Annotated in this window: 18 protein-coding genes and 1 pseudogene; 14 read left to right on the forward strand and 5 right to left on the reverse strand. The window is 31.7% G+C overall.

Annotated elements, in window-relative coordinates; all coding sequences use genetic code 11:
* Window positions 1-9: 9 nt before the first annotated feature.
* Window positions 10-2070, reverse strand: coding sequence for an ATP-dependent helicase (locus M666_RS14620; RefSeq protein WP_029446463.1), 2061 nt, complete (start codon window positions 2068-2070; stop codon window positions 10-12).
* Between the two features lie 471 nt (window positions 2071-2541).
* Here M666_RS14620 and M666_RS14625 point away from each other — a divergent pair, with 471 nt between their 5' ends.
* Window positions 2542-2871, forward strand: a complete 330-nt coding sequence (locus M666_RS14625; RefSeq protein ID WP_029446464.1) for an InlB B-repeat-containing protein — start codon at window positions 2542-2544, stop codon at window positions 2869-2871.
* Between the two features lie 124 nt (window positions 2872-2995).
* Complete coding sequence (locus M666_RS14630; protein WP_029446465.1) at window positions 2996-3727, forward strand: hypothetical protein; 732 nt, start codon at window positions 2996-2998, stop codon at window positions 3725-3727.
* Window positions 3728-4233: 506 nt separating this feature from the next.
* On the opposite strand, the gene M666_RS14635 is transcribed toward M666_RS14630, so the two are convergent.
* Complete coding sequence (locus tag M666_RS14635) at window positions 4234-5019, reverse strand: hypothetical protein (RefSeq protein WP_029446466.1); 786 nt, start codon at window positions 5017-5019, stop codon at window positions 4234-4236.
* A gap of 436 nt (window positions 5020-5455) precedes the next feature.
* Between M666_RS14635 and M666_RS14640 the strand changes: the two genes are divergently transcribed.
* Entirely contained in the window at window positions 5456-5812 is a 357-nt protein-coding gene (locus M666_RS14640) for a DUF4143 domain-containing protein (RefSeq protein ID WP_029446467.1), read from the forward strand.
* A 304-nt stretch (window positions 5813-6116) separates the two neighbouring features.
* Here M666_RS14640 and M666_RS14645 read toward each other — a convergent pair whose 3' ends face one another.
* The 3 genes from M666_RS14645 to M666_RS14655 are packed head-to-tail and all read right to left on the reverse strand — an operon-like array spanning window position 6117 to window position 7573.
* On the reverse strand, window positions 6117-6617 hold the full coding sequence (locus M666_RS14645) for a hypothetical protein (RefSeq protein ID WP_029446468.1): 501 nt from the start codon (window positions 6615-6617) through the stop codon (window positions 6117-6119).
* A gap of 28 nt (window positions 6618-6645) precedes the next feature.
* Window positions 6646-7077: a hypothetical protein gene (locus tag M666_RS14650; RefSeq protein ID WP_029446469.1), complete on the reverse strand. Its 432-nt coding sequence runs from the start codon at window positions 7075-7077 to the stop codon at window positions 6646-6648.
* Window positions 7064-7573 (reverse strand): GFO_1088 family ECF-type sigma factor, encoded by a 510-nt coding sequence (locus M666_RS14655; protein WP_029446470.1) that lies wholly within the window; start codon window positions 7571-7573, stop codon window positions 7064-7066. The genes M666_RS14650 and M666_RS14655 overlap by 14 nt, the downstream gene beginning before the upstream one ends.
* A gap of 365 nt (window positions 7574-7938) precedes the next feature.
* Here M666_RS14655 and M666_RS14660 point away from each other — a divergent pair, with 365 nt between their 5' ends.
* The 11 genes and pseudogenes from M666_RS14660 (at window position 7939) to M666_RS14705 (ending at window position 19395) form a co-directional block, all read left to right on the forward strand.
* Window positions 7939-8136, forward strand: coding sequence for a hypothetical protein (locus M666_RS14660; protein ID WP_025615118.1), 198 nt, complete (start codon window positions 7939-7941; stop codon window positions 8134-8136).
* A gap of 127 nt (window positions 8137-8263) precedes the next feature.
* Complete coding sequence (locus M666_RS14665) at window positions 8264-8548, forward strand: hypothetical protein (protein WP_029446471.1); 285 nt, start codon at window positions 8264-8266, stop codon at window positions 8546-8548.
* A gap of 317 nt (window positions 8549-8865) precedes the next feature.
* Window positions 8866-9150 carry a RhuM family protein gene (rhuM, locus tag M666_RS20025; RefSeq protein WP_052206659.1) on the forward strand — a complete coding sequence of 95 codons (285 nt, stop codon included), beginning with the start codon at window positions 8866-8868 and terminating at the stop codon, window positions 9148-9150.
* Entirely contained in the window at window positions 9147-9371 is a 225-nt protein-coding gene (locus M666_RS14675; RefSeq protein WP_029446472.1) for a virulence RhuM family protein, read from the forward strand. Before rhuM (M666_RS20025) ends, M666_RS14675 begins: the two co-directional genes overlap by 4 nt.
* A gap of 76 nt (window positions 9372-9447) precedes the next feature.
* Window positions 9448-9690 (forward strand): hypothetical protein, encoded by a 243-nt coding sequence (locus M666_RS14680; protein ID WP_029446473.1) that lies wholly within the window; start codon window positions 9448-9450, stop codon window positions 9688-9690.
* A gap of 140 nt (window positions 9691-9830) precedes the next feature.
* Complete coding sequence (gene rhuM / locus M666_RS20905) at window positions 9831-10112, forward strand: RhuM family protein (RefSeq protein WP_226989971.1); 282 nt, start codon at window positions 9831-9833, stop codon at window positions 10110-10112.
* An 80-nt stretch (window positions 10113-10192) separates the two neighbouring features.
* A pseudogene (locus M666_RS14690) lies at window positions 10193-12541 on the forward strand (type I restriction-modification system subunit M).
* Window positions 12541-13857, forward strand: coding sequence for a restriction endonuclease subunit S (locus tag M666_RS14695; protein WP_029446474.1), 1317 nt, complete (start codon window positions 12541-12543; stop codon window positions 13855-13857). The pseudogene M666_RS14690 and the gene M666_RS14695 overlap by 1 nt, the downstream one beginning before the upstream one ends.
* A 12-nt stretch (window positions 13858-13869) precedes the next feature.
* Window positions 13870-14139 carry a hypothetical protein gene (locus M666_RS20910; RefSeq protein WP_394331745.1) on the forward strand — a complete coding sequence of 90 codons (270 nt, stop codon included), beginning with the start codon at window positions 13870-13872 and terminating at the stop codon, window positions 14137-14139.
* Window positions 14140-14946: a DUF4917 family protein gene (locus M666_RS14700; RefSeq protein WP_394331746.1), complete on the forward strand. Its 807-nt coding sequence runs from the start codon at window positions 14140-14142 to the stop codon at window positions 14944-14946.
* 6 nt (window positions 14947-14952) lie between these two features.
* Entirely contained in the window at window positions 14953-19395 is a 4443-nt protein-coding gene (locus tag M666_RS14705) for a protein NO VEIN domain-containing protein (protein ID WP_029446475.1), read from the forward strand.
* The last annotated feature ends 6 nt before the right edge of the window (window positions 19396-19401 follow it).

Below are 19401 nucleotides of genomic sequence, written 5' to 3' on the forward strand. Positions count from 1 at the left end.
GCTAGGGCATTAATTAAAGTCCATCCCAGACGATAAGTCAATGGTATTAGGTTGGGGCGCATCTTTGACGCTATTAAATTGATGCCCAACAGTCTCCTGTTTCACCAGTGCTTCCGGTAGGCCAGTTAAAAAATAGGTTTCCGCATCATCCGTATTTTTTCCATCCTGTGTAGGGGTAGATCTTGCATGAACTGCTGAAATAGATGCGGTGTTTCTGGTAATGATCAATCTGTTTTTTGCACGCGTAAGCGCTACATACAACACCCGACGATCTTCCTCTATGGCATCAATATCGTCAAGAGAATAAGCAGATGGAAAAGATTTTGGAGATACATTCAGCACAATACACACATCTGCCTCTAAACCTTTTGCAGAGTGAATGGTAGAAATAATCACATGATCTTTTTGCTCGTCTGTTCTTAATTTAGACTCCGTCAATACATTAGCACCATTCATTTTTTCGGCATTATCTAAAAGGCCTTCTCCTATAAACTCCCCTAAACTAGAGTAGCTTTCGGCCAATAATTTAAGCACAGGAAAATCAGCCTTACGCTTTTCGGTCCAATCTTTTCGGTATTTAAATGCTAAACCTAGAGACATAGCTTCATAGGAGATTTCTACCATTTTACCCACCTTTCCTTTTTCTTGAGTAACGGCCTGATATAGTTCAGATATTCTTTGGCCGTCAGATCCCGAAATATTCGCAGCCAATAAGGTGGAGATATCCGTTTTTCCTTCGTCTGCAATAATCGCAGCCATAATCCGTGAAGCTCTAACTTCACCGATACCTTCCCAAAAGGTTAGAAACCGAACCCATGCTATTTCATCATAGGGGTTGTTTACAATCCGTAGTAAAGACACTAAATCTTTTATATGAGCAGCCTGCAAAAATTTCCGGCCTCCATAGGTGACATACGGTATTTTTCTTCTTATAAAAACAGCTTGTAAGGATTTGGTGTAATACTGTGATCGTGATAATATCAAGTGGTCTGAAAAGCTACGATCTTCGTTCGTATAATTCTTCAAAATTTCATCCGCAATCCAATTCGCTTCCTGCCACTCATCATTTACATTAACAATAATGGGTATTTCGCCGCTACCACGCACTGCTGCTAAGCGTTTGTTATAGTCTATAGTAGCGTGGTCTAACAACCAATTAGAGAGATCTAAAATTTCTTGCGTAGACCTGTAGTTCTTTTCTAATTTATAGACTTCAGAATTTTTTACGCGATCTTTAAATTGATGCACATTTTTAAAATCAGCTCCTCGAAAAGAATAAATAGATTGCGCGTCATCTCCAACACAGAATAGTTTGCAGATTTCTACGAAAGGCGATAGTAGTTCCCATTGTAGCGGATTGGTATCTTGCATTTCATCAACAAGCAGGTATTCCAAATTTTGAGCTAGTAGCTCCCGAGCATCAGCATTTGTTTTTAATTGTGTAGCGACCACCAATAGGAGATCATCATAATCTAAATAGCGTTGTTCCATTTTCTTTTGCTGATAGGCGCGCAAAAGAACTTCCACATGGGGTTTCATCGCAGCAATCTCATAATCCGTATCCTTATCCGTCCTACTTTTAAAAAGAAGAATGCGTATAGATTCCGTTAAGTTCTTCTTTGTATTTCTAGCATACGAGTAGATATCTAAAAGTTGCTGCGGTTTTATCCGCAATTTCCCATAAGTGTCGGCATGAGTGCCAGACATCATTTTCATAATTCCTAACTGATCGTCTGGATCAATGACTGTAAAGGCAGCAGCACCAAATAAATTAGGATATTTTAATATTAATTGATTACACCAAGAGTGAAATGTAGCACCGTTAATAGCCTGACTATTAGATTGTGGTAAACTAGCCTTTACCCGTTCTACTATTTCATTAGCAGCCTTTTTAGTGAAGGTTAGAATTTGTATTTTTGAAGGATCAACTCCAGACGCAATAAGGTGCGCGGCACGTGCAATAATGGTACGTGTTTTTCCGGTACCTGCTCCGGCAAGTACCAGTAGGTGTTGGCCCTCATAGGTAACCGCTTTTAATTGTCCCTGATTAAGTTCTTCCGTTATATGCATTCCTTTAATATTAAAATGAATGATTAATTTTCATATGGATATAATCCATTTAAGTGGATAATTTCCAAAATTAAGGAATTTTTCTTACATAGTGTAATTTTGCAATTAGTATAGCGCATTCGTCATTTATTGCTAGTGCTGTTTGGTAAAACTTTTAGATTAAAGGACGAATCAATCCAGAAATTACAAGAAATGACAGCGTATCAATTTAGAAAATACCATAAGTATTTGTGTTGTTTATTCTTGCACTACTTTATCGTTTCAAGATTAAGAGTCGCTTAGTTCTGGTATGTAAACTATAATTTAAAAAGTTCTCATTATTTCACTGTTCATCGATACTAAAAATAAATTTAAAAGGTTATAGCGTAAGAACCTTGATAGAACGTAAGACACAACATCTTAGTGGAAAAAATCAGTTTCTAGACCAAGACATTCATGCTACATAACCAACTTTTGAAATACGACATCCCGATGAAAAAAATAGCTTTTATTCTATTCTTATCCATTTTATCCAACAGTGTGTTTCCGAATACCAATTTCAATACTGTTTCCAGTGGTGTTTTTGATGATTTTGCACTTACTATAACAGCAACGAATGGAACTGTCTTAAAACTAATTGCGAATGAAGAAACAGATCAGAACTCTTTTCAAAGTGGTCAGGTAGTGTGCTGGGTTACGCGTCCGGCTGTGGGGTATAAGTTTTCTCATTGGACGGGAAATGTATCTTGGAATAGGCTTATGGCAAATGTTGTTATGACGAGAACCAAAACGGTAACTGCTGTTTTTGAAAAAGATTATTAAACAGTAGATTTTAAAGGATGAAGTAGCCTCTTAAAGAGTTTATTTCTCTTAAAAAGAGAAGTCACATTCATACTTAGAACATACGTTAAGAATGAATTATAACGCTTTAATATAAAAATAGAGTATGAATTTTTTTAGAAAATTACTTGGTTTAGGCCCCAAAGAACTTGTGAATGTAAGACCAAGAGCTAATTCTTCTCAAACAAAAAGAAAAGAAAGCATCGTTGACGTATCTGATATTGACCATAGAAAAATATATCCTACCTTACTATCACAAAAAACAAAATCGTTTGATTTGTTAAATGAACTTGTTGCTATTATGCATGATAGGGAAGGCCTTTTTGCTCCGATTGTAATTGGTCATGTTATGGTTGATGAAAAGGAGGTAGAAGATGGTGGACCCGCACTTTATCAAGTGCGGACTTCAAATAAAAATGAAGAGGATTATAAAAAGCTAAGATTTACTGGTGAAATAAATTTAGATGCTCTTGAAATCCCTTTTATTGATTGGAATTATTTAGATAGTAAGCTAAATTTTCAGGTGCTATCTTGTACTATATCTCAATTTTCTTCTGAAAAAATACTAAGTAAAAAACACCTGCAAGAAGCTCATAAGAAGTTAGGTGCAGATGAATTACTTGTCTCTATTCCTAGAAAAGGGTTAATCTTTGTGTGTTCAAAAAATATTTCTGATGAAGATTATGGCGATTTTTTAAGTATGCATGGCGCGATTGTACTACAAGAAAATGAAGATTTAGAATTTCTTTGTGAAGATCTATTTGTGGTAAAAAATGGCGAAATAGAAAATATTATAAGCGTACCTCAATTATCTGAAATGCTTAAAGAAAAAAGGTAATTTTTCAGTTGTACGTTTAGAACATTAAAGCATTGAAATAGTATCCTTTTAATTTCTGAATTAAATATAGCTTAGTGCTACAATTCATTTTACAATGACAAATCATACTACATGAAAATTTATGGAATTAGCCACAAAATTGGTATTACTTAATCCAAATCCGATTACACTAGAGAAACCAAAGTATAAAAGGTAAAAAAAAATTACAACCAAGATTACTCCTCCGTACTACGAACTTTGCGATATTCTAAGAGATCTGATTGCTATGATTAATATAGACAAAACCTTGCATTAAGAAGCGTCGAGAATACTCGGATATGAAGAAAATTATTTTTTTAAAAACTTATTAAATAACTGGAATCTACTATAAGCATCCTTTCCTAATCACTTAGATTTCAATCTAAAATACTAGGAGTTATATGGTTAAAATTCTTCAATAAATATCTCGACTGTTTATTTAAATTGCTCTTTAAAGAACCTCGTAATCGTGATATTTAAGAGGTTTTTTAATTAAGATTTATTTTTTTAATATAATCTGACTTAACTTTTGTTTGATAACTATTTGCTTCGTTGGTTTTAATACTACTAGGATATAAAGGAGCTAAAAAACCTTCATCACGCCTTCTATCAAAATCATTTTTCCGGTAAGGATCAAAAGCTGTACCTGGAGGTAAAGGCCTGTTTTTATCCATATACCAAATATAAAAAGACATCACTTCATTTAATCGACTACCAAAAGGGTCATTTTTACGATTGTAAATATTTATAGTAGCCAAATTTAACTTTTTCTTATTGCTTGGATGTTTCAAATATAAAAACTGCGACCGGTCCCTATCACCATCCATGCTCTCAAATCTATCTAATTTCTCAAAAAACTGAACCTCAGAAAAAAGAACAGTATGAGGTGTTTTATAAAAAAACCGCTTGGGATAAGTAATTGTTCCGTTTAAACGATCTAATACAATTTCTTGAACAGGGTTTAAATAATTAAAGGCTACTTCCCATACTACAAAAACCAAAAGCGGTAAAGTGAATAGTGTTACATACAAATCGAAAGTGATTAAATAGATCATCAATGTTAAAAAAAACCATATTAAAAAAAATGTTTTTAAGACTGAAAAATCATTTACGTTTACTACAAAAAACAAATCATTTGCTTCTTGGATTTCTAATTTTTTATTCGGTTTAACAGCTTCAATAGTATAGTTAATACTATTTGGATTAAGCCTTATAATTTTCTTTAATAGTATTGGTTTAAATTTATTTTGATCTTGTAATGTAATCCAAGCCATTCTGTACCTTATAATTTTCCATTAAAAATAACATTATTATCTACACTAATGTTTTATAACATAAAAAAATTTACCCTCTACTGCTCTACAATTAGATAACTGCTCGCTGCACTTATTGTCAATTACTCCTACCTTCTACTTGTACGTAAACTAAATTGCTTTGAGACGTAAGCTCATGGGTACGTTAACACTAATTTTATAAATTTTGAACAAAATCCACAACCAATAAAACTAAGATACGGGAACATAATCCTTGAAAAACAGTGTATTTGAGGATTACAATCCCTGTGTATGATTAAGCGAGATTTAGAAGAACAGATTAGTAAGCGCTTTATTGAGTTATGGAGGTATTTGTAAACCTGAAATTTTAGAAAAATTATTACGTGCCTTAGCATTCCAAATTGGTAGTGAGGTAAGCTATAATGAATTAGCATAATTGCTGGGTATAGATAAGAAAACAGTGTCTAATTATATTGATTTACTGTACCAAGCTTATGTTATTTTCAAATTACCAAGTTTTAATAAAAACTTGAGAAACGAGATAAAAACCGATCAGAAAAAATTTTTCTACGATACAGGAGTGAGAAATACGATTATTGGTAATCTAAAACCTTTAGAAGTTCGTCAAGATAAAGGCAACCTTTGGGAAAATTTTTTAATTGCAGAACGATTAAAACATAACGCTTATAAAAGTTCCTTAAGTAAGGGGTACTTCTTGAGAACTACACAGCAACAAGAAATTGATTATGCAGCGGAAGAAGCTGGAATAGTTACAGGATTTAAAATAAAATGAAATCCAAAAAGTAAAGTGAAAATTCCTAAAACAGTTAGGATAAGAAATTCAGGCTAGGGAGGAGGTGTAAGCTTTTAAGATGGAAACACAAACCAAATTTTGAAATTTTGACGTATCATTTCTGTATAAAATCCAATCAAAATAGTTATCCTTTTTATAAGCACATAGTCTTTTTTAAATGTAAAACTTATCTCTCCAACACCGCTACTTTTTTTCAGCACTTAATGCAAAAAAAATAGCTCAGGTTCATGACCTAAGCTATTTTTTTGTAGATGTGTTCCGTTAATGCGATACAGCACCCTAATTATTTCTTTCCCTTCTTTGTGGTCACAATGATAGCACCATTTGGGGCACCGTATTTTTCTATGGCCTTTTCATCTTTAAATATTTCTATCTTTTCAATAGCGTCAGGCGATAATTTATCAAGCATTTCTTTAGTAGCAACCTTACCGTTGATAAGAATTACAGGTTCTTCATTTTTAAAATTAATTCCTTCCTTATATTGGTTTGCTTCCTTCTTTTTATGGGTGGTAATGAGGATAACTCCATTAGGGGCATTATATTCTTTTAATGCTTTATCACCTTTTACAACAGCAACGGAAGCAATCATCTCATTATCTATTAAGTCCATACTGAACTCAAACTTTTTTCCGTCTACATAAATAGCTGGTTCAGCACCTTCTTTCACCTTTACATGCAGCTTTTCCTTAGGTTGATCATCCTTTTTTTCTATTTTAATTTCTTGTGCTGTTACGAATGAGATAGAACATAATAGGACACAAGCTGTTAGAATTAGTTTTCTCATAATTTTAAGTGTTTAATTATTAGTTAATTTATTTTTCTTTTGTCGTGTAAATAATTACAATATCATTCTCATAAATAACGCGCTCTTCAATTTCAGCGAGATCGGTTTGGTTTACCATCTCTCGAGCTATGTTCAACAAAGCTTCTTTTTCAGAATAGTTTAATTCGTCTGGTGCCGGATGGGTTAAAAACAGCGCGATTAGTACGCTAACAGATGCTGCTACAGATAGGGCTCCAATAAGTAGCTTGCGCTTTCTGTTTCTTTTAGTTTTAAAAGATGCCCATAAGTGCTCATTAAAATCTTTGGGGGTTGTTGTTTTGTTGTTTTTTACAAAAGTGGACCATGCCTTCATAGAAGGGTTTAAATTTTCAGTATTGTCAAACAAAAATTGTTCTTCAGACAGCGTACTTTGTCCTTCCTTATATTTTTTGATTATTCTTTCCGCTTTATTCTCTTCCATAATCATACGTTTTTTCCAATTGTACACTTACTACCTTTCTAGCTCGCGATAACAAAACCCTTACATGTTCTATTTTAAGTTGCATAGCGGAGGCTATTTCGGTAAACTCATAACCATCTAAGTCTCTCATCAGTATCACTTCTCTTTGTTGCTCCGGTAAACTAGCAACAATTTTTTTTATAATTACTGTTAGCTCTTTCCGCTCTAGTTCTTCGCTATCATTTTCTGATGTCAGAATCTCTAATTGAAAGGAAGCATCCTGACTCGTAAAGGTTTTCTTTCTAAGTATATCAATACAATGATTGCGCGCTGTGGAAAACACCAAACCTTGAATGTTAGGGTGGTCGGCGATACGCTTTCGTTTTTCCCAAAGTTTCATCATGATATCCTGGATGGCATCTTCAGCATTTGCGCTACTTCCAAGCATTCGTGAAACCATCGGAAACAAGCGTTCAGATAATGAAAATACAGTACGTCTAAAATCGGTTTTATTCATTATACTTTAATAACGTAAAACTAGAGGTAGACATAACAGAAAAAAGCTGTTTTTTTTAATTTACTCGCATAACTAATTGGTAATCAGTGTGATAATTTATGTATATGTAGGATGAATTTAGTTGGTAAGGGTTTGAGCTTCGCAAAATTCTTACGAAGTCATTCTAATTTTGAGTTTCAATCGTTGTTTGCGTTATATTATTAAGTTACCTCATATTTCATCGTATTACTTTAATATGAATTAGGTTTTACTACTAAGCCCGATTATAAGAATCCTATAAAAACGTACTTACATACTAGTAAATGCCTGATTTAAAGTATAATCTCAAAATATAGTATTAATTTGTACCGTAAACAGCTAGAACTATGGAACGTGTAGACAGAAAAATAATACAACTATTATCAAAAGGATATAGAACTCCAGAGATCTCAAACCATTTTATAGAAAAAGGGATAGCGCCTAGTTCTGTATCTTCTGTGGAAAAAAGAATCAAAGCAATAAAGAAAGTTTACGGAGCCAAAACCCTATTTCATTTGGCAGTGCTGGTAACTAAATCTAAATAAAGATCTTTTGCCAAAATAGTTTTGCGGCTAATTTCAACGATACTTATAAAAATAACACCACACTGCAGTTTACCACAGTATTCGATGATTTCTTTTTATGATATTTGATTATAAGTAATGATACTGTATGTGTTGTAAATTGAGATCTTTAAATATTGATAGAATTCCCCTCGAAAATCAATTATTAAATGCGAAATATGATTACGATGCGAAGTATGCACGAGTTCATAAGCGATTAATGGAAAAAGACACGTTAACCGATAGCGAACGCAAATTGTTTGAAGCCTTAAAAGGATTAAAAACAGCAGTAGATAAAGAGATTTTGCAAAACGCTAAGTTATTAGAAAACGAGAGATATGTAGAAAGATTGGTGATGCGCTTGGTAATCAACCAATTTAAAAAAGAACAATAGATAGCGATTAATACTTCCGATGTTAGTCGTACTAATAGTAGTATAGTTAAAGAATATAGGAACGAATACAACGGTTACGTTGCGTAATTGAAGTATATAGCAACTATCGAGAAATACTCGGTAGTTCAATTGAAAGTGGTAGGTGCAAATTTTGCGCCTACCACGTAAAATATCAAATGGAAGAGTCAAAAGAAATATTAATTTATCAGTCTGATGATGGCAAAAGCCAACTACAGGTATCTTTGTAGGATGATACTGTTTGGCTGACGCAAAAACAGCTTTCTGAACTTTTTCAAACAACTATTCCTAATATTAATATGCACTTAAAAAACGTATTTAATGAAGGAGAGCAAATAGAAAAGGCAACTATTAAGGAATCCTTAATAGTTCAATCGGAAGGGAAGAGAAAAGTAAAACGTAAACAAATAGTCTATAATTTAGAGATCATTATTTCAATTGGTTATAGAGTTAAATCACAAAGAGGAACACAATTTAGAATATGGGCAACTCAAACCTTAAAAGATCATTTGGTTCAAGGCTATACTATCTTGTATTCTTTTTATAGTATAATTACCATGAATAGGTTAAATTATGCATTATGAGTAAAATTATTAGCTATAAGGATACGGAAGATTTAAAGCTTGAAGTTACACTACGGAATGATACTATTTGGTTAAGCTTAAATCAAATATCAAATTTGTTCGACAGGGATAAAGCATTAATATCTGGACACTTAAGAAATATATTTAAAACTGAAGAGCTTCTTAAAATTTCAGTTGTTGCAAAATATGCGACAACTGCTATAGATGGAAAAAAAATATAAAAAAAAGCATTGTAATCTAGGCGTAATCTACAGAGGATAACAAACGTATAGCTGCCTTCATTTTTGTGTGTGGTTCTTGGAACGTAATCATTTATTGTACGCTAAAAATGGAGAAAAGAGAGTAGCAGACAAAAAATTTGAAAACCCTGCCATAAAAGAAGTAATTAGCTATAAACCAGCTTTGTGGAATGGATTAGAAGATATTGAAAAACGTCCTTTTATTTCTACAAACTTGTGTATTGAACTTGTACAGAGTATTAAAAAAAATACTGCAAGTATAAGAACAACTCCTGGGACTGCATTAAAGTATGCATTATGAGTAAAATTATTAGCTATAAGGACTCGGAAGATTTAAAGCTTGAAGTTACACTACGAAATGATACTATTTGGTTGAGCTTAAATCAAATATCAAATTTGTTTGACAGGGATAAATAATTGATATATTGAAACTTAAGAAATATATTTAAAACTGAAGAGCTTCTTGAAAATTCAGTTGTTGCAAAATATGCAACAACTGCCGCAGATGGCAAAATCTATAATGTTGAATATTATAAATTAGATGCCATTCTTTCAGTAGGGTATCGCGTAAATTCTAAACGAGGGACGAAATTTAGAATCTGGGCTACTTCTATTTTAAAATACTTTTTAAATCAGGGTGATATCACACTCAATTTTTTCATTATTTATAAATTATTTGCCATTCTGCGGGAAACCGCAGAACTACGTCGTGATAGTTTATGATATTTGCTATTATTTACTTGTAGGATTTTTATAGTAAATAGATATCTTTAGAGCATAATACAAGAAAACAAACTAAACCAATGAACAAATCATCCCACAATAAATTAGTATCTTTTATTTGGTCTATTGCAGACGATTGTTTGCGAGACGTTTACGTGCGCGGAAAATACCGTGACGTTATTTTACCAATGATAGTATTACGTCGTTTAGACGCGCTTTTAGAACCAACAAAAGACGCCGTTTTAGAAGAATTAGCGTTTCAACGTGACGAAGCTGGTTTTACAGAATGGGATGAAACAGGACTGCGTGAAGCTTCAGGTTATGTATTTTACAACGTAAGCACCTGGACACTTCAAAAACTAAAAGATACAGCTACCAATAGCCAACAAATACTACAAGCCAATTTTGAAGATTACCTAAACGGTTTCAGTCCGAATGTAAAGGAGATCATCGAGAAATTCAAACTTCGTAGTCAAGTGCATCACATGGCAACCAAAGATGTGTTATTAGATGTGTTAGAAAAATTCACATCCTCATACATTAATTTAACACCTTTTGAAAAAGAAGATCCAGAAGGGAGAAAATTACCAGCGCTTTCTAATTTAGGAATGGGGTATGTATTTGAAGAACTAATCAGAAAATTCAACGAAGAAAACAACGAAGAAGCAGGGGAACACTTTACACCTCGTGAAGTGATTGATTTGATGACGCACATTATCTTCGATCCCATAAAAGACAATTTACCGCCAGTAATGACAATCTATGATCCTGCTTGTGGTTCTGGAGGGATGTTAACCGAAAGTCAAAACTTTATTAAAGACGAAGAAGGTGAAATTCGTGCAACAGGTGATGTGTATTTATACGGAAAAGAAATAAACGACGAAACCTATGCCATTTGTAAGAGTGATATGATGATTAAAGGAAACAACCCTGAAAATATCAGAGTGGGTTCTACCTTATCTACCGACGAGTTTGCAGGCAAGTCTTTCGATTTTATGTTATCTAATCCGCCTTACGGAAAATCTTGGGCAAGTGAGCAAAAATAGATCAAGGATGGTAAAGATGTTATTGATCCACGTTTTCAGATCAGCTTAAAAAACTATTGGAATGTCGAGGAAGAAGCAGATGCTATTCCACGTTCGTCAGACGGACAATTACTGTTTTTAATGGAAATGGTAGATAAAATGAAATCCTTATCCCAAAGCAAAACAGGAACACGTATTGCTTCGGTACATAATGGTAGTAGTCTATTTACAGGAGATGCTGGCGGTGGCGAAAGCAACATCCGTAGACATATTATAGAAAACGATTGGCTAGAAGCCATTGTGCAATTACCCAATAACTTGTTTTATAACACAGGAATTACGACCTATATCTGGATTTTAAGTAACAACAAAACTGCCAAGCGTAAAGGCAAAGTACAATTGATTGATGCAGGACAACTGTACCGTAAACTGCGTAAAAACTTAGGAAACAAAAACTGCAGGTTCTCGCCAAAACACATTACTAAAATTGTAAACACCTATACCAACATGAGCGTTGCAGAACGCGAAGGCGAGCAAGGTATCTCTGCTCAGGTATTTGATAATACAGATTTTGGGTACTATAAAGCCACTATTGAAAGACCAAAACGTCTAAAAGCACAATTTACAGTAGAGCGTATTGAATCTTTACGTTACGACAGAGTCTTACAAGAACCAATGCAATATGCCTTTGAAACCTTTGGAGAAAGTATTTATACGAATACCGTAAAACATGGAAAAGATATTTTAGAGTGGTGTGAGAAAAACGAACTCAACTTATCGTCTGCCAATAAAACAAAGTTAACCAAGCCTGCCACCTGGCAAAAGCACCTAAACCTAGTAAAAACAGGAACGGTGTTGTTAAAAGCCATTGGTGAAGCTGAGTACACCAATTTTAACGACTTTAAAAAGTTAGTAGATGCCGAGATTAAAAAGCAAAAACTAAGTATTTCTGCAAGCGATAAAAAAGCCATTTTAAACGCCGTAAGTTGGTATAATGCAGATGCTGAAAAAGTAATTAAAAAAGTAGAAAAACTAGCTGGCGATAAACTAAGCAAACTCTTAGAATATTTAGATTGCGAAGAAAATGACTTAGCAGACTTTGGGTATTATGCCACTAGCAAAAAAGGGGAATACATCACCTACGAAACCGAAAGCGACCTACGCGATACCGAAAACGTACCACTTAAAGACAACATACACAGCTACTTTTTACGCGAAGTTAAACCACACGTTAATGAAGCTTGGATTAACCTAGATGCCACTAAAATAGGTTACGAAATTAGCTTTAATAAATACTTTTACAAGCATACACCATTGCGTAATATAGAAGCCGTAACGAAGGATATTGTAGACTTAGAAAAACTAAGCGATGGTTTAATTGCTGAAATTTTAAACTTGGTGTAATGGTAGTAGAAAATAAAACACAACGTTACGAAAGTTATAAAGAGTCTGGTGTGGAATGGTTGGGTGAAATTCCTTTAAATTGGAATTTACAAAAACTTAAATCTTTTTTAACTGTTCACGGAAGAATTGGTTTTAGAGGATATACAGTGAATGATTTGGTTAGTAAAGATGAAGGAGCTGTGACAATAAGTCCATCCAATATGGGGGAAAATAATATGATTTGGGATAAAGTTAGTTATTTGTCTTGGCAAAAATATTATGAATCACCTGAAATAATCGTTGAAGAAGGAGATTTATTAATTGTAAAAACTGCATCAGTTGGAAAAATTGCTTATGTAAGAGAGTTAAAAGAGAAGGCAACAATAAACCCACAAATTTTGATATTGAAAAACGTCAAGATTAATAAAGATTTTTTTTATTATCAACTATTATCTAGAGTTTTTCAGCATCAATTAGAAACTGAAAAAATAGGAAGCACGATTTACACAATATCTGAAACTAAAATCTTGAATTTTAGAGCTATAATTCCACCACTTTCAGAACAAACCAAAATAGCACAATTTCTAGACGATAAAACCACCAAAATAGACGATGCTATTGCTATTAAAGAGCAACAAATAAGCTTACTTAAAGAACGCAAACAAATACTTATACACAAAGCCGTAACACGTGGTTTAGATGATAGCGTTACTTTAAAAGATTCTGGTGTGGAGTGGATTGGTGCAATTCCTGAGCATTGGGAGGTGAAGCGACTAAAGTACGTTTTTAAAATTTTAAAAAGAATAGCTGGTGAACTAGGTCATGAGGTGCTTTCAATAACTCAAAAAGGAATAAAAGTTAAAGATGTTGAAAGTGGTGGAGGACAGCTATCAATGGATTATTCAAAATATCAGATTGTTAATAAAGGTGATTTTGCAATGAATCATATGGATTTACTAACTGGCTATGTGGATATCTCTAAATACGAGGGAGTAATAAGTCCTGATTATAGAGTTTTTAATTTGATTCATAATAGCTGTGATAAGTATTATATTCTGTTATTACTTCAATTAGGTTATAGACATAAGATATTTTATGCACATGGACAAGGTGTTTCAATGTTAGGTAGATGGAGATTTCCTGCTGATAATTTCAATAACTTCAGGTTTCCAATTCCACCACTTTCAGAACAAAAGGAAATTTCAGACTATATAGAAACTGCTTCACAAAAAATAGAAACTGCTATTGGCTTAAAACAGCAAGAAATAGAGAAGTTAAAAGAGTATAAGAGTAGTTTGATAAATAGTGTGGTAACTGGTAAGGTTAGGGTGTGTTAAAAATAAAATAATATGGCAGAAGGAAATATATCTAAAGATTTGAAATTTGAAGATTTAAAATCATATCAGGACGTAGTTGATGACTTAAAAAGAAAAGGACGCAAGAAGCACCTTATCATGGGTAATGGATTTAGTATGGCATATGACCATAAAATATTTTCATACAATGCGCTATATGATTTTATAGAAAAGTTGAAAGACCCAACCTTATCTAAATTATTTGAAGTTATAAATACAAAGAACTTTGAATTAGTAATGCGTCAGTTAGATAATTTTATTTAAATGGCTAAAGCTTTTGATGATGATGGAAAGCTAATCAAAGCGCTTACAAATGCAAATCAACTTTTACAAAAAAGTTTAATTGATGCTGTTAGTTCATTGCATCCAGAACATGTTTTTGAAGTTTCAGAAGATAAAAGTAAAGCCTGTTTTAGTTTTTTAAATGAGTATTTAGAAAAAGAAGGCAAAGTATTTTCTACAAATTATGATTTGTTATTGTATTGGGTTTTAATGCGAAATGAATCAAAACAAGCAAATGATGGATTTGGAAGAGAACATTTAAATCCAGTAGCAACTCGAAGAGGTCAAGAAGATGCCGAATACGGAGACTTGTATTGGGGGAAATACAAAGACGAACAAAAAGTTTTTCATGTACATGGCACTTTACCAATATTTGATACAGGAACAGAAATTGAAAAAGAAGTTTATCGAGACCGCCAATATTTATTAGAAAATATAAAAGAGAGAATGGATAAAAAGGAATATCCAATCTTTGTTACTGCTGGTGATGGAACAGAAAAATTAAAACACATTTATCATAATAGGTATTTAATACATTGTTACGATACGCTTAGTAGTATAACTGGTTCACTTATTTCATTTGGTTTCAATTTTGGTGAATATGATTATCATATTATAGATGCTGTAAACAAAGCTTCTAAAAGAGGTGCACAATCTAGAGACAAACTATTTAGTATTTACATAGGAGTCTATTCAGAAAGTGATCTTGAGTATGTTAAAAGTATTCAAGGTAAGTTTGATTGTAAAGTGAATGTATATAATTCGCAGACTGCTAATATTTGGGGATAGAGATATATGAAAGAATTTGTTTTACAACTTAAAAAGGATAAAATTGACCTGTACAAAAAAGATTACCATGAAATGGTTGCAGCTTATAACAGGGAAGCTGCTACAACTAGTGGTTATAATGGAAGGCAAATATTAGAACTTTTACAAAACTGCGATGACCAAAAATCGGAAAGCGTTGTTATTGAAGTCGATAGAGAAAATAATAGACTTTTAATAGCAAATAAAGGCATACCATTTTCAAAAGCAGGTTATAGATCTTTAGCAACAAGTAACTTATCCTCTAAAATAGACAAAACCCAATTTATTGGTAATAAAGGATTAGGGTTTAGGTCTATCTTAAATTGGTCTAATAAAGTATCCATTTATAGTAATAGATTTAAGGTTACATACTCTAACGACAACAAAGAAAAGGCTTTCGATGAATCTTTTGACGATACAACTAAAAATGAAATAAGAAGAACTTATAATTTAAAAAGTACAATTTATCCAATACCAGTTCTATCTGTTCCAGAAATAGTTGAAACAGATAAGTATAACGAATATGCAACAGTTATTGAGCTAAACTATAAAAGTGATTTTTTAAAGGATATAGATAATCAAATAAAAGCTATTACCTCAGAAACCATTTTGTTTCTACATTATATCAAAAGTATAAAATTTATAGGTTTTGATTTTAAAACAGATATTCATATTGACAGAGAATTTGAAAACTTAGTTAAAGGAAGCATTCAGAAAATTACAAATGATGTAGAGGTTTGGGATGTTTATCAAGATGAAGGTGTATTACCTGAAAAATATCAAAATCATCAAGGGATTACTGAAAATTACCAGATTCGCATTGCAGTACCGAGAAACAAAACCAAAAGCTTTTATAAACTCTATTCTTTTTTCGCAACTAATATTAACCTTTACTTTCCTTATATCATTCATGCTACCTTTGATTTAGACCAGAATAGAAAGCATTTAGAAAATTCTGATAAAAATAAATTTGTAGTCGAAAAGTTAACTGAGTTAATGTGTAAAATGGCATTATTCAAAACAGAAGATAAAGTAGATTGGTTAGCGTTTAAATTATTGCAATACAATACAGAGAACGAAAATTTACAAGAATTAGGCTTTTATAAAGAATTAGATAAAGTATTATATGAAGAAAAAATAATTCCTTGCGCAAGTGCTTGTTATTACGCTCAAAATGAAGTTGTCTATTTGGATGAAGATTTTGCAAATTTAATACAACTGGCAAATGCAGGTTCTATTTTTTCTAAGCATATTAAACCAGTTTTTTCAGGAATCAACTTTGAGGTTTTCAAGCCTAGATACACAGGATATTCAAATTTTGTTAAAGCAATTGATGATTGGAGTATGACAATTACAGATATCAATGTTAGAACTCAACTAATTAAATATCTTGTTAAAAGAAATACCTTGGAAGGAATTTCAGATTCATTCAATGTTTTACTTAACGAAAAATCAAAAGTAATTGATAAAAAGAATGAAATTTTTACACATTTAAATAATGACTTAGAAATACCAGATTTTTGTTTAATTGAAGTGCTGCATCCAAATCTTTTTGACAACTTAATCAATGTTTTTACCATTAAAGAAGATTCAAGAAAGGATAAAGCACGCGCTTTGCAAGGTCAATTAAAGAGTATTGCAAATGTTCATTCCTATGAGTTTATTCCACTGTCTAGAAAAATAGTAAACAATACACATAGTCATTTTGTTAAGGAGCCAGAGAAGAAAATAGATACAATTAAAAAGATGATTTCAGCCCTTTTTAATAATTATGATCCAAGTACAAATTATACTTCAATAGGTGTATTAGATGTTCCTTTATTAGATAATACTAATGAGATAGTAAAAGCATCAGATTTATATTTTTCTGATGATTATCCTATTGGACAAATTTGTTTGGACATTTTCGGTGAGAAACATCAAAAAAGAAATCAAGTCAATAATATCGAATCACTTGGTTTAGAAAATAAAAATGTAAATGATGTTCAGAAATTTTTAAGTTGGTTAGGTGTTAACAAGTTCGTAAAATATCAACATAGTACAATTACCAATATAAACCATAGTTATGTTAGAAGAGTTGTAGGTTATGCACCAACAAATACCAATGTACAAGTTTTAGACTTTGAAGAAAGAGACACCTTTTTAGAAAATTTGAGTGCCGAACAATTTATTCTTTGGGTAATTAAAGATTCTAAGTTGTATGATAATTTAAATCAGCTAGAGAAGAAACACGGAGAAGTAGTTAAATTTAAATATCATACCAATTACAGTAAATCTCACATAAAAAGTTATTTAGCAGAATTAATTCAAAAAGATTTTTACAATTTTCGCAATCATTTGATGGATAATACTTTTAAGTCTATCAATGATATAGAAATTGATTATTCTAGTATCTTATTAAAGAAATATGACATTAGAAGAAAAGATGTAGATGTTGTTTTAAGACAATTAGGGGCTTGTTCCGATTTCAATGAGTTATCAATTGATCGTATTCAAGAAATTCTAGAAAAGATTAATACCGTTTACGAAAATGGTAGAAATACATCTGCTTATTACAGACGTGCCTACTTACATTTTGAAGAAAATGAAGAGCCTTTAACTAAGAATCTTAAACTTTTTGCAAAAGACCACGAAGGACTAAAACTATTTAATCAAGATCAAATTTATTATAGCGATAAGGTAAAATTACCTAATAAATTGAGAGCTGAGTTTCCTGTATTTAATTTTCCTAAAAGGTCTGGAGGTAAAAAAGCCATTCAGTTTTTTGGGATAAATGATTTATCTGAGATTGAAATTGAATTAGATGATTTTGATAAAGATGATTTAGTTTCTAAATTACTACATGATTATTTAGTTGAACTTTACCCATTTATTCTTATTCACAGAATAAATGCTTTAGATAATGAAACAACCAAAAGAAAAGACGCGTCAAAATTACAGCAATTGGTTGTTAATGTATGTAGTGAAGTTGTAACTAAGGTTGACAATAAATTATTTACACTAGATAATTATGAATTTATATTTTTAGAAGATTCTGGATATTATCTAAAACTACCAAAAGAAGATAATTTAGAGGGAATTAAAAAACACTCAAGTTTTAAAGATACTATTGCAGATATTCTATCCCATTTATTTGATGTTTCTGGTCATAAGAGTGATTTTAGAGCATTGTTGTCAACAGATTTAGAAGATGTAAAACACATTACTAAAGTTAATTTTGGTGAAGATTTGCTAGATGAAACATTAACTATTTTGGGTTTTTCTAATTCTACGATAGCATTTTGGACAACTATTTATAGGGTAAAAGGTCTAGAGTTGAGTTTTGACGAAGAGAGTTATGTAAATATAAGTGAAATAAATAAAGATTTAGATTTATCGTTAGAATCACATTTATCAGATTATACCTTGATAAATAACGAAAGTAATCTTCCTTATTTAATGTCTTTGTTTTCAAAACTGGAGATTTCAATTATAGAATTTAATTCTTATAGCATTAATAGTTTAGACTTATATGATTTTCATCTAAAAAAACTAACCTCTTTTTTTATAAATAAATTTAACACTTTTAAACAATCTCTGCATAGTTCTTCTAATATTAAAAAACTTCAAGAAAACTTTCTTCAAAGGTTACATGATTTTGAAGTTAGGTTAGATGTTTATGTTAAATCAATTGCATTAGATAATAGATTTGAGTTTTCATTATCTCTAGATGAGAACTTTAATTTGTTCATAAAAAAAGAGTTTGGTGAAGTAACTTTAATTGAATTTAAAGACTTTAAAGATATTGATGATATATATGAGAAAAATAAATTACTCTTATCAACAGAAGAGTTTGAAATAGTTGAGAGTTCTAAAAAAATAGAAAGCTTGTTGTATTTTGAATTAGAAATTGAAACTTTTAAAAAAGAAATTTCAACAGTTAATAAAAAGAAATTTGTGCCACTGACCAATATAGGTAAACCTAGTAATGGAAATGGGGCTTTGAAAGAAAGTAGAGTAGGTTCTTTTAAAACTAAAAGTTGGTCTGGTTACAAAAACCGAAAAAGGTTATTTAATCCAAATGAAAGTTCGGATAAAACTAAATCTGAAATAGGTAAAACATCTGAGGAAAAGGTATATAATCATTTATGTAAAAAATATACCAAAGAGTTTGTGCATAATAAAGCGAAGGAAGACGAAGGTCTGCATTATGATTTAAGATATAGTCCAGACAAAGGGAATAAATATATATATGTTGAGGTCAAAACTTTTTCAAAAGATACTTTTATTATATCTCGTGAAGAATTTGAATTTGGAAAGGATAAAAAAGATTTTTACGAAATATGGTTGGTCAAAAATGATGAAGTAATTGTTTTTGATCATAAACTAGAAGAAATTAATTTAGTAGTTAAAGATTATTATGTTGCTTTTTCACAACTTGAAATTGCTTAAAACAAA

The organism is Cellulophaga baltica 18 (genome assembly GCF_000468615.2).
In the GTDB taxonomy this organism is placed as follows: domain Bacteria; phylum Bacteroidota; class Bacteroidia; order Flavobacteriales; family Flavobacteriaceae; genus Cellulophaga; species Cellulophaga baltica.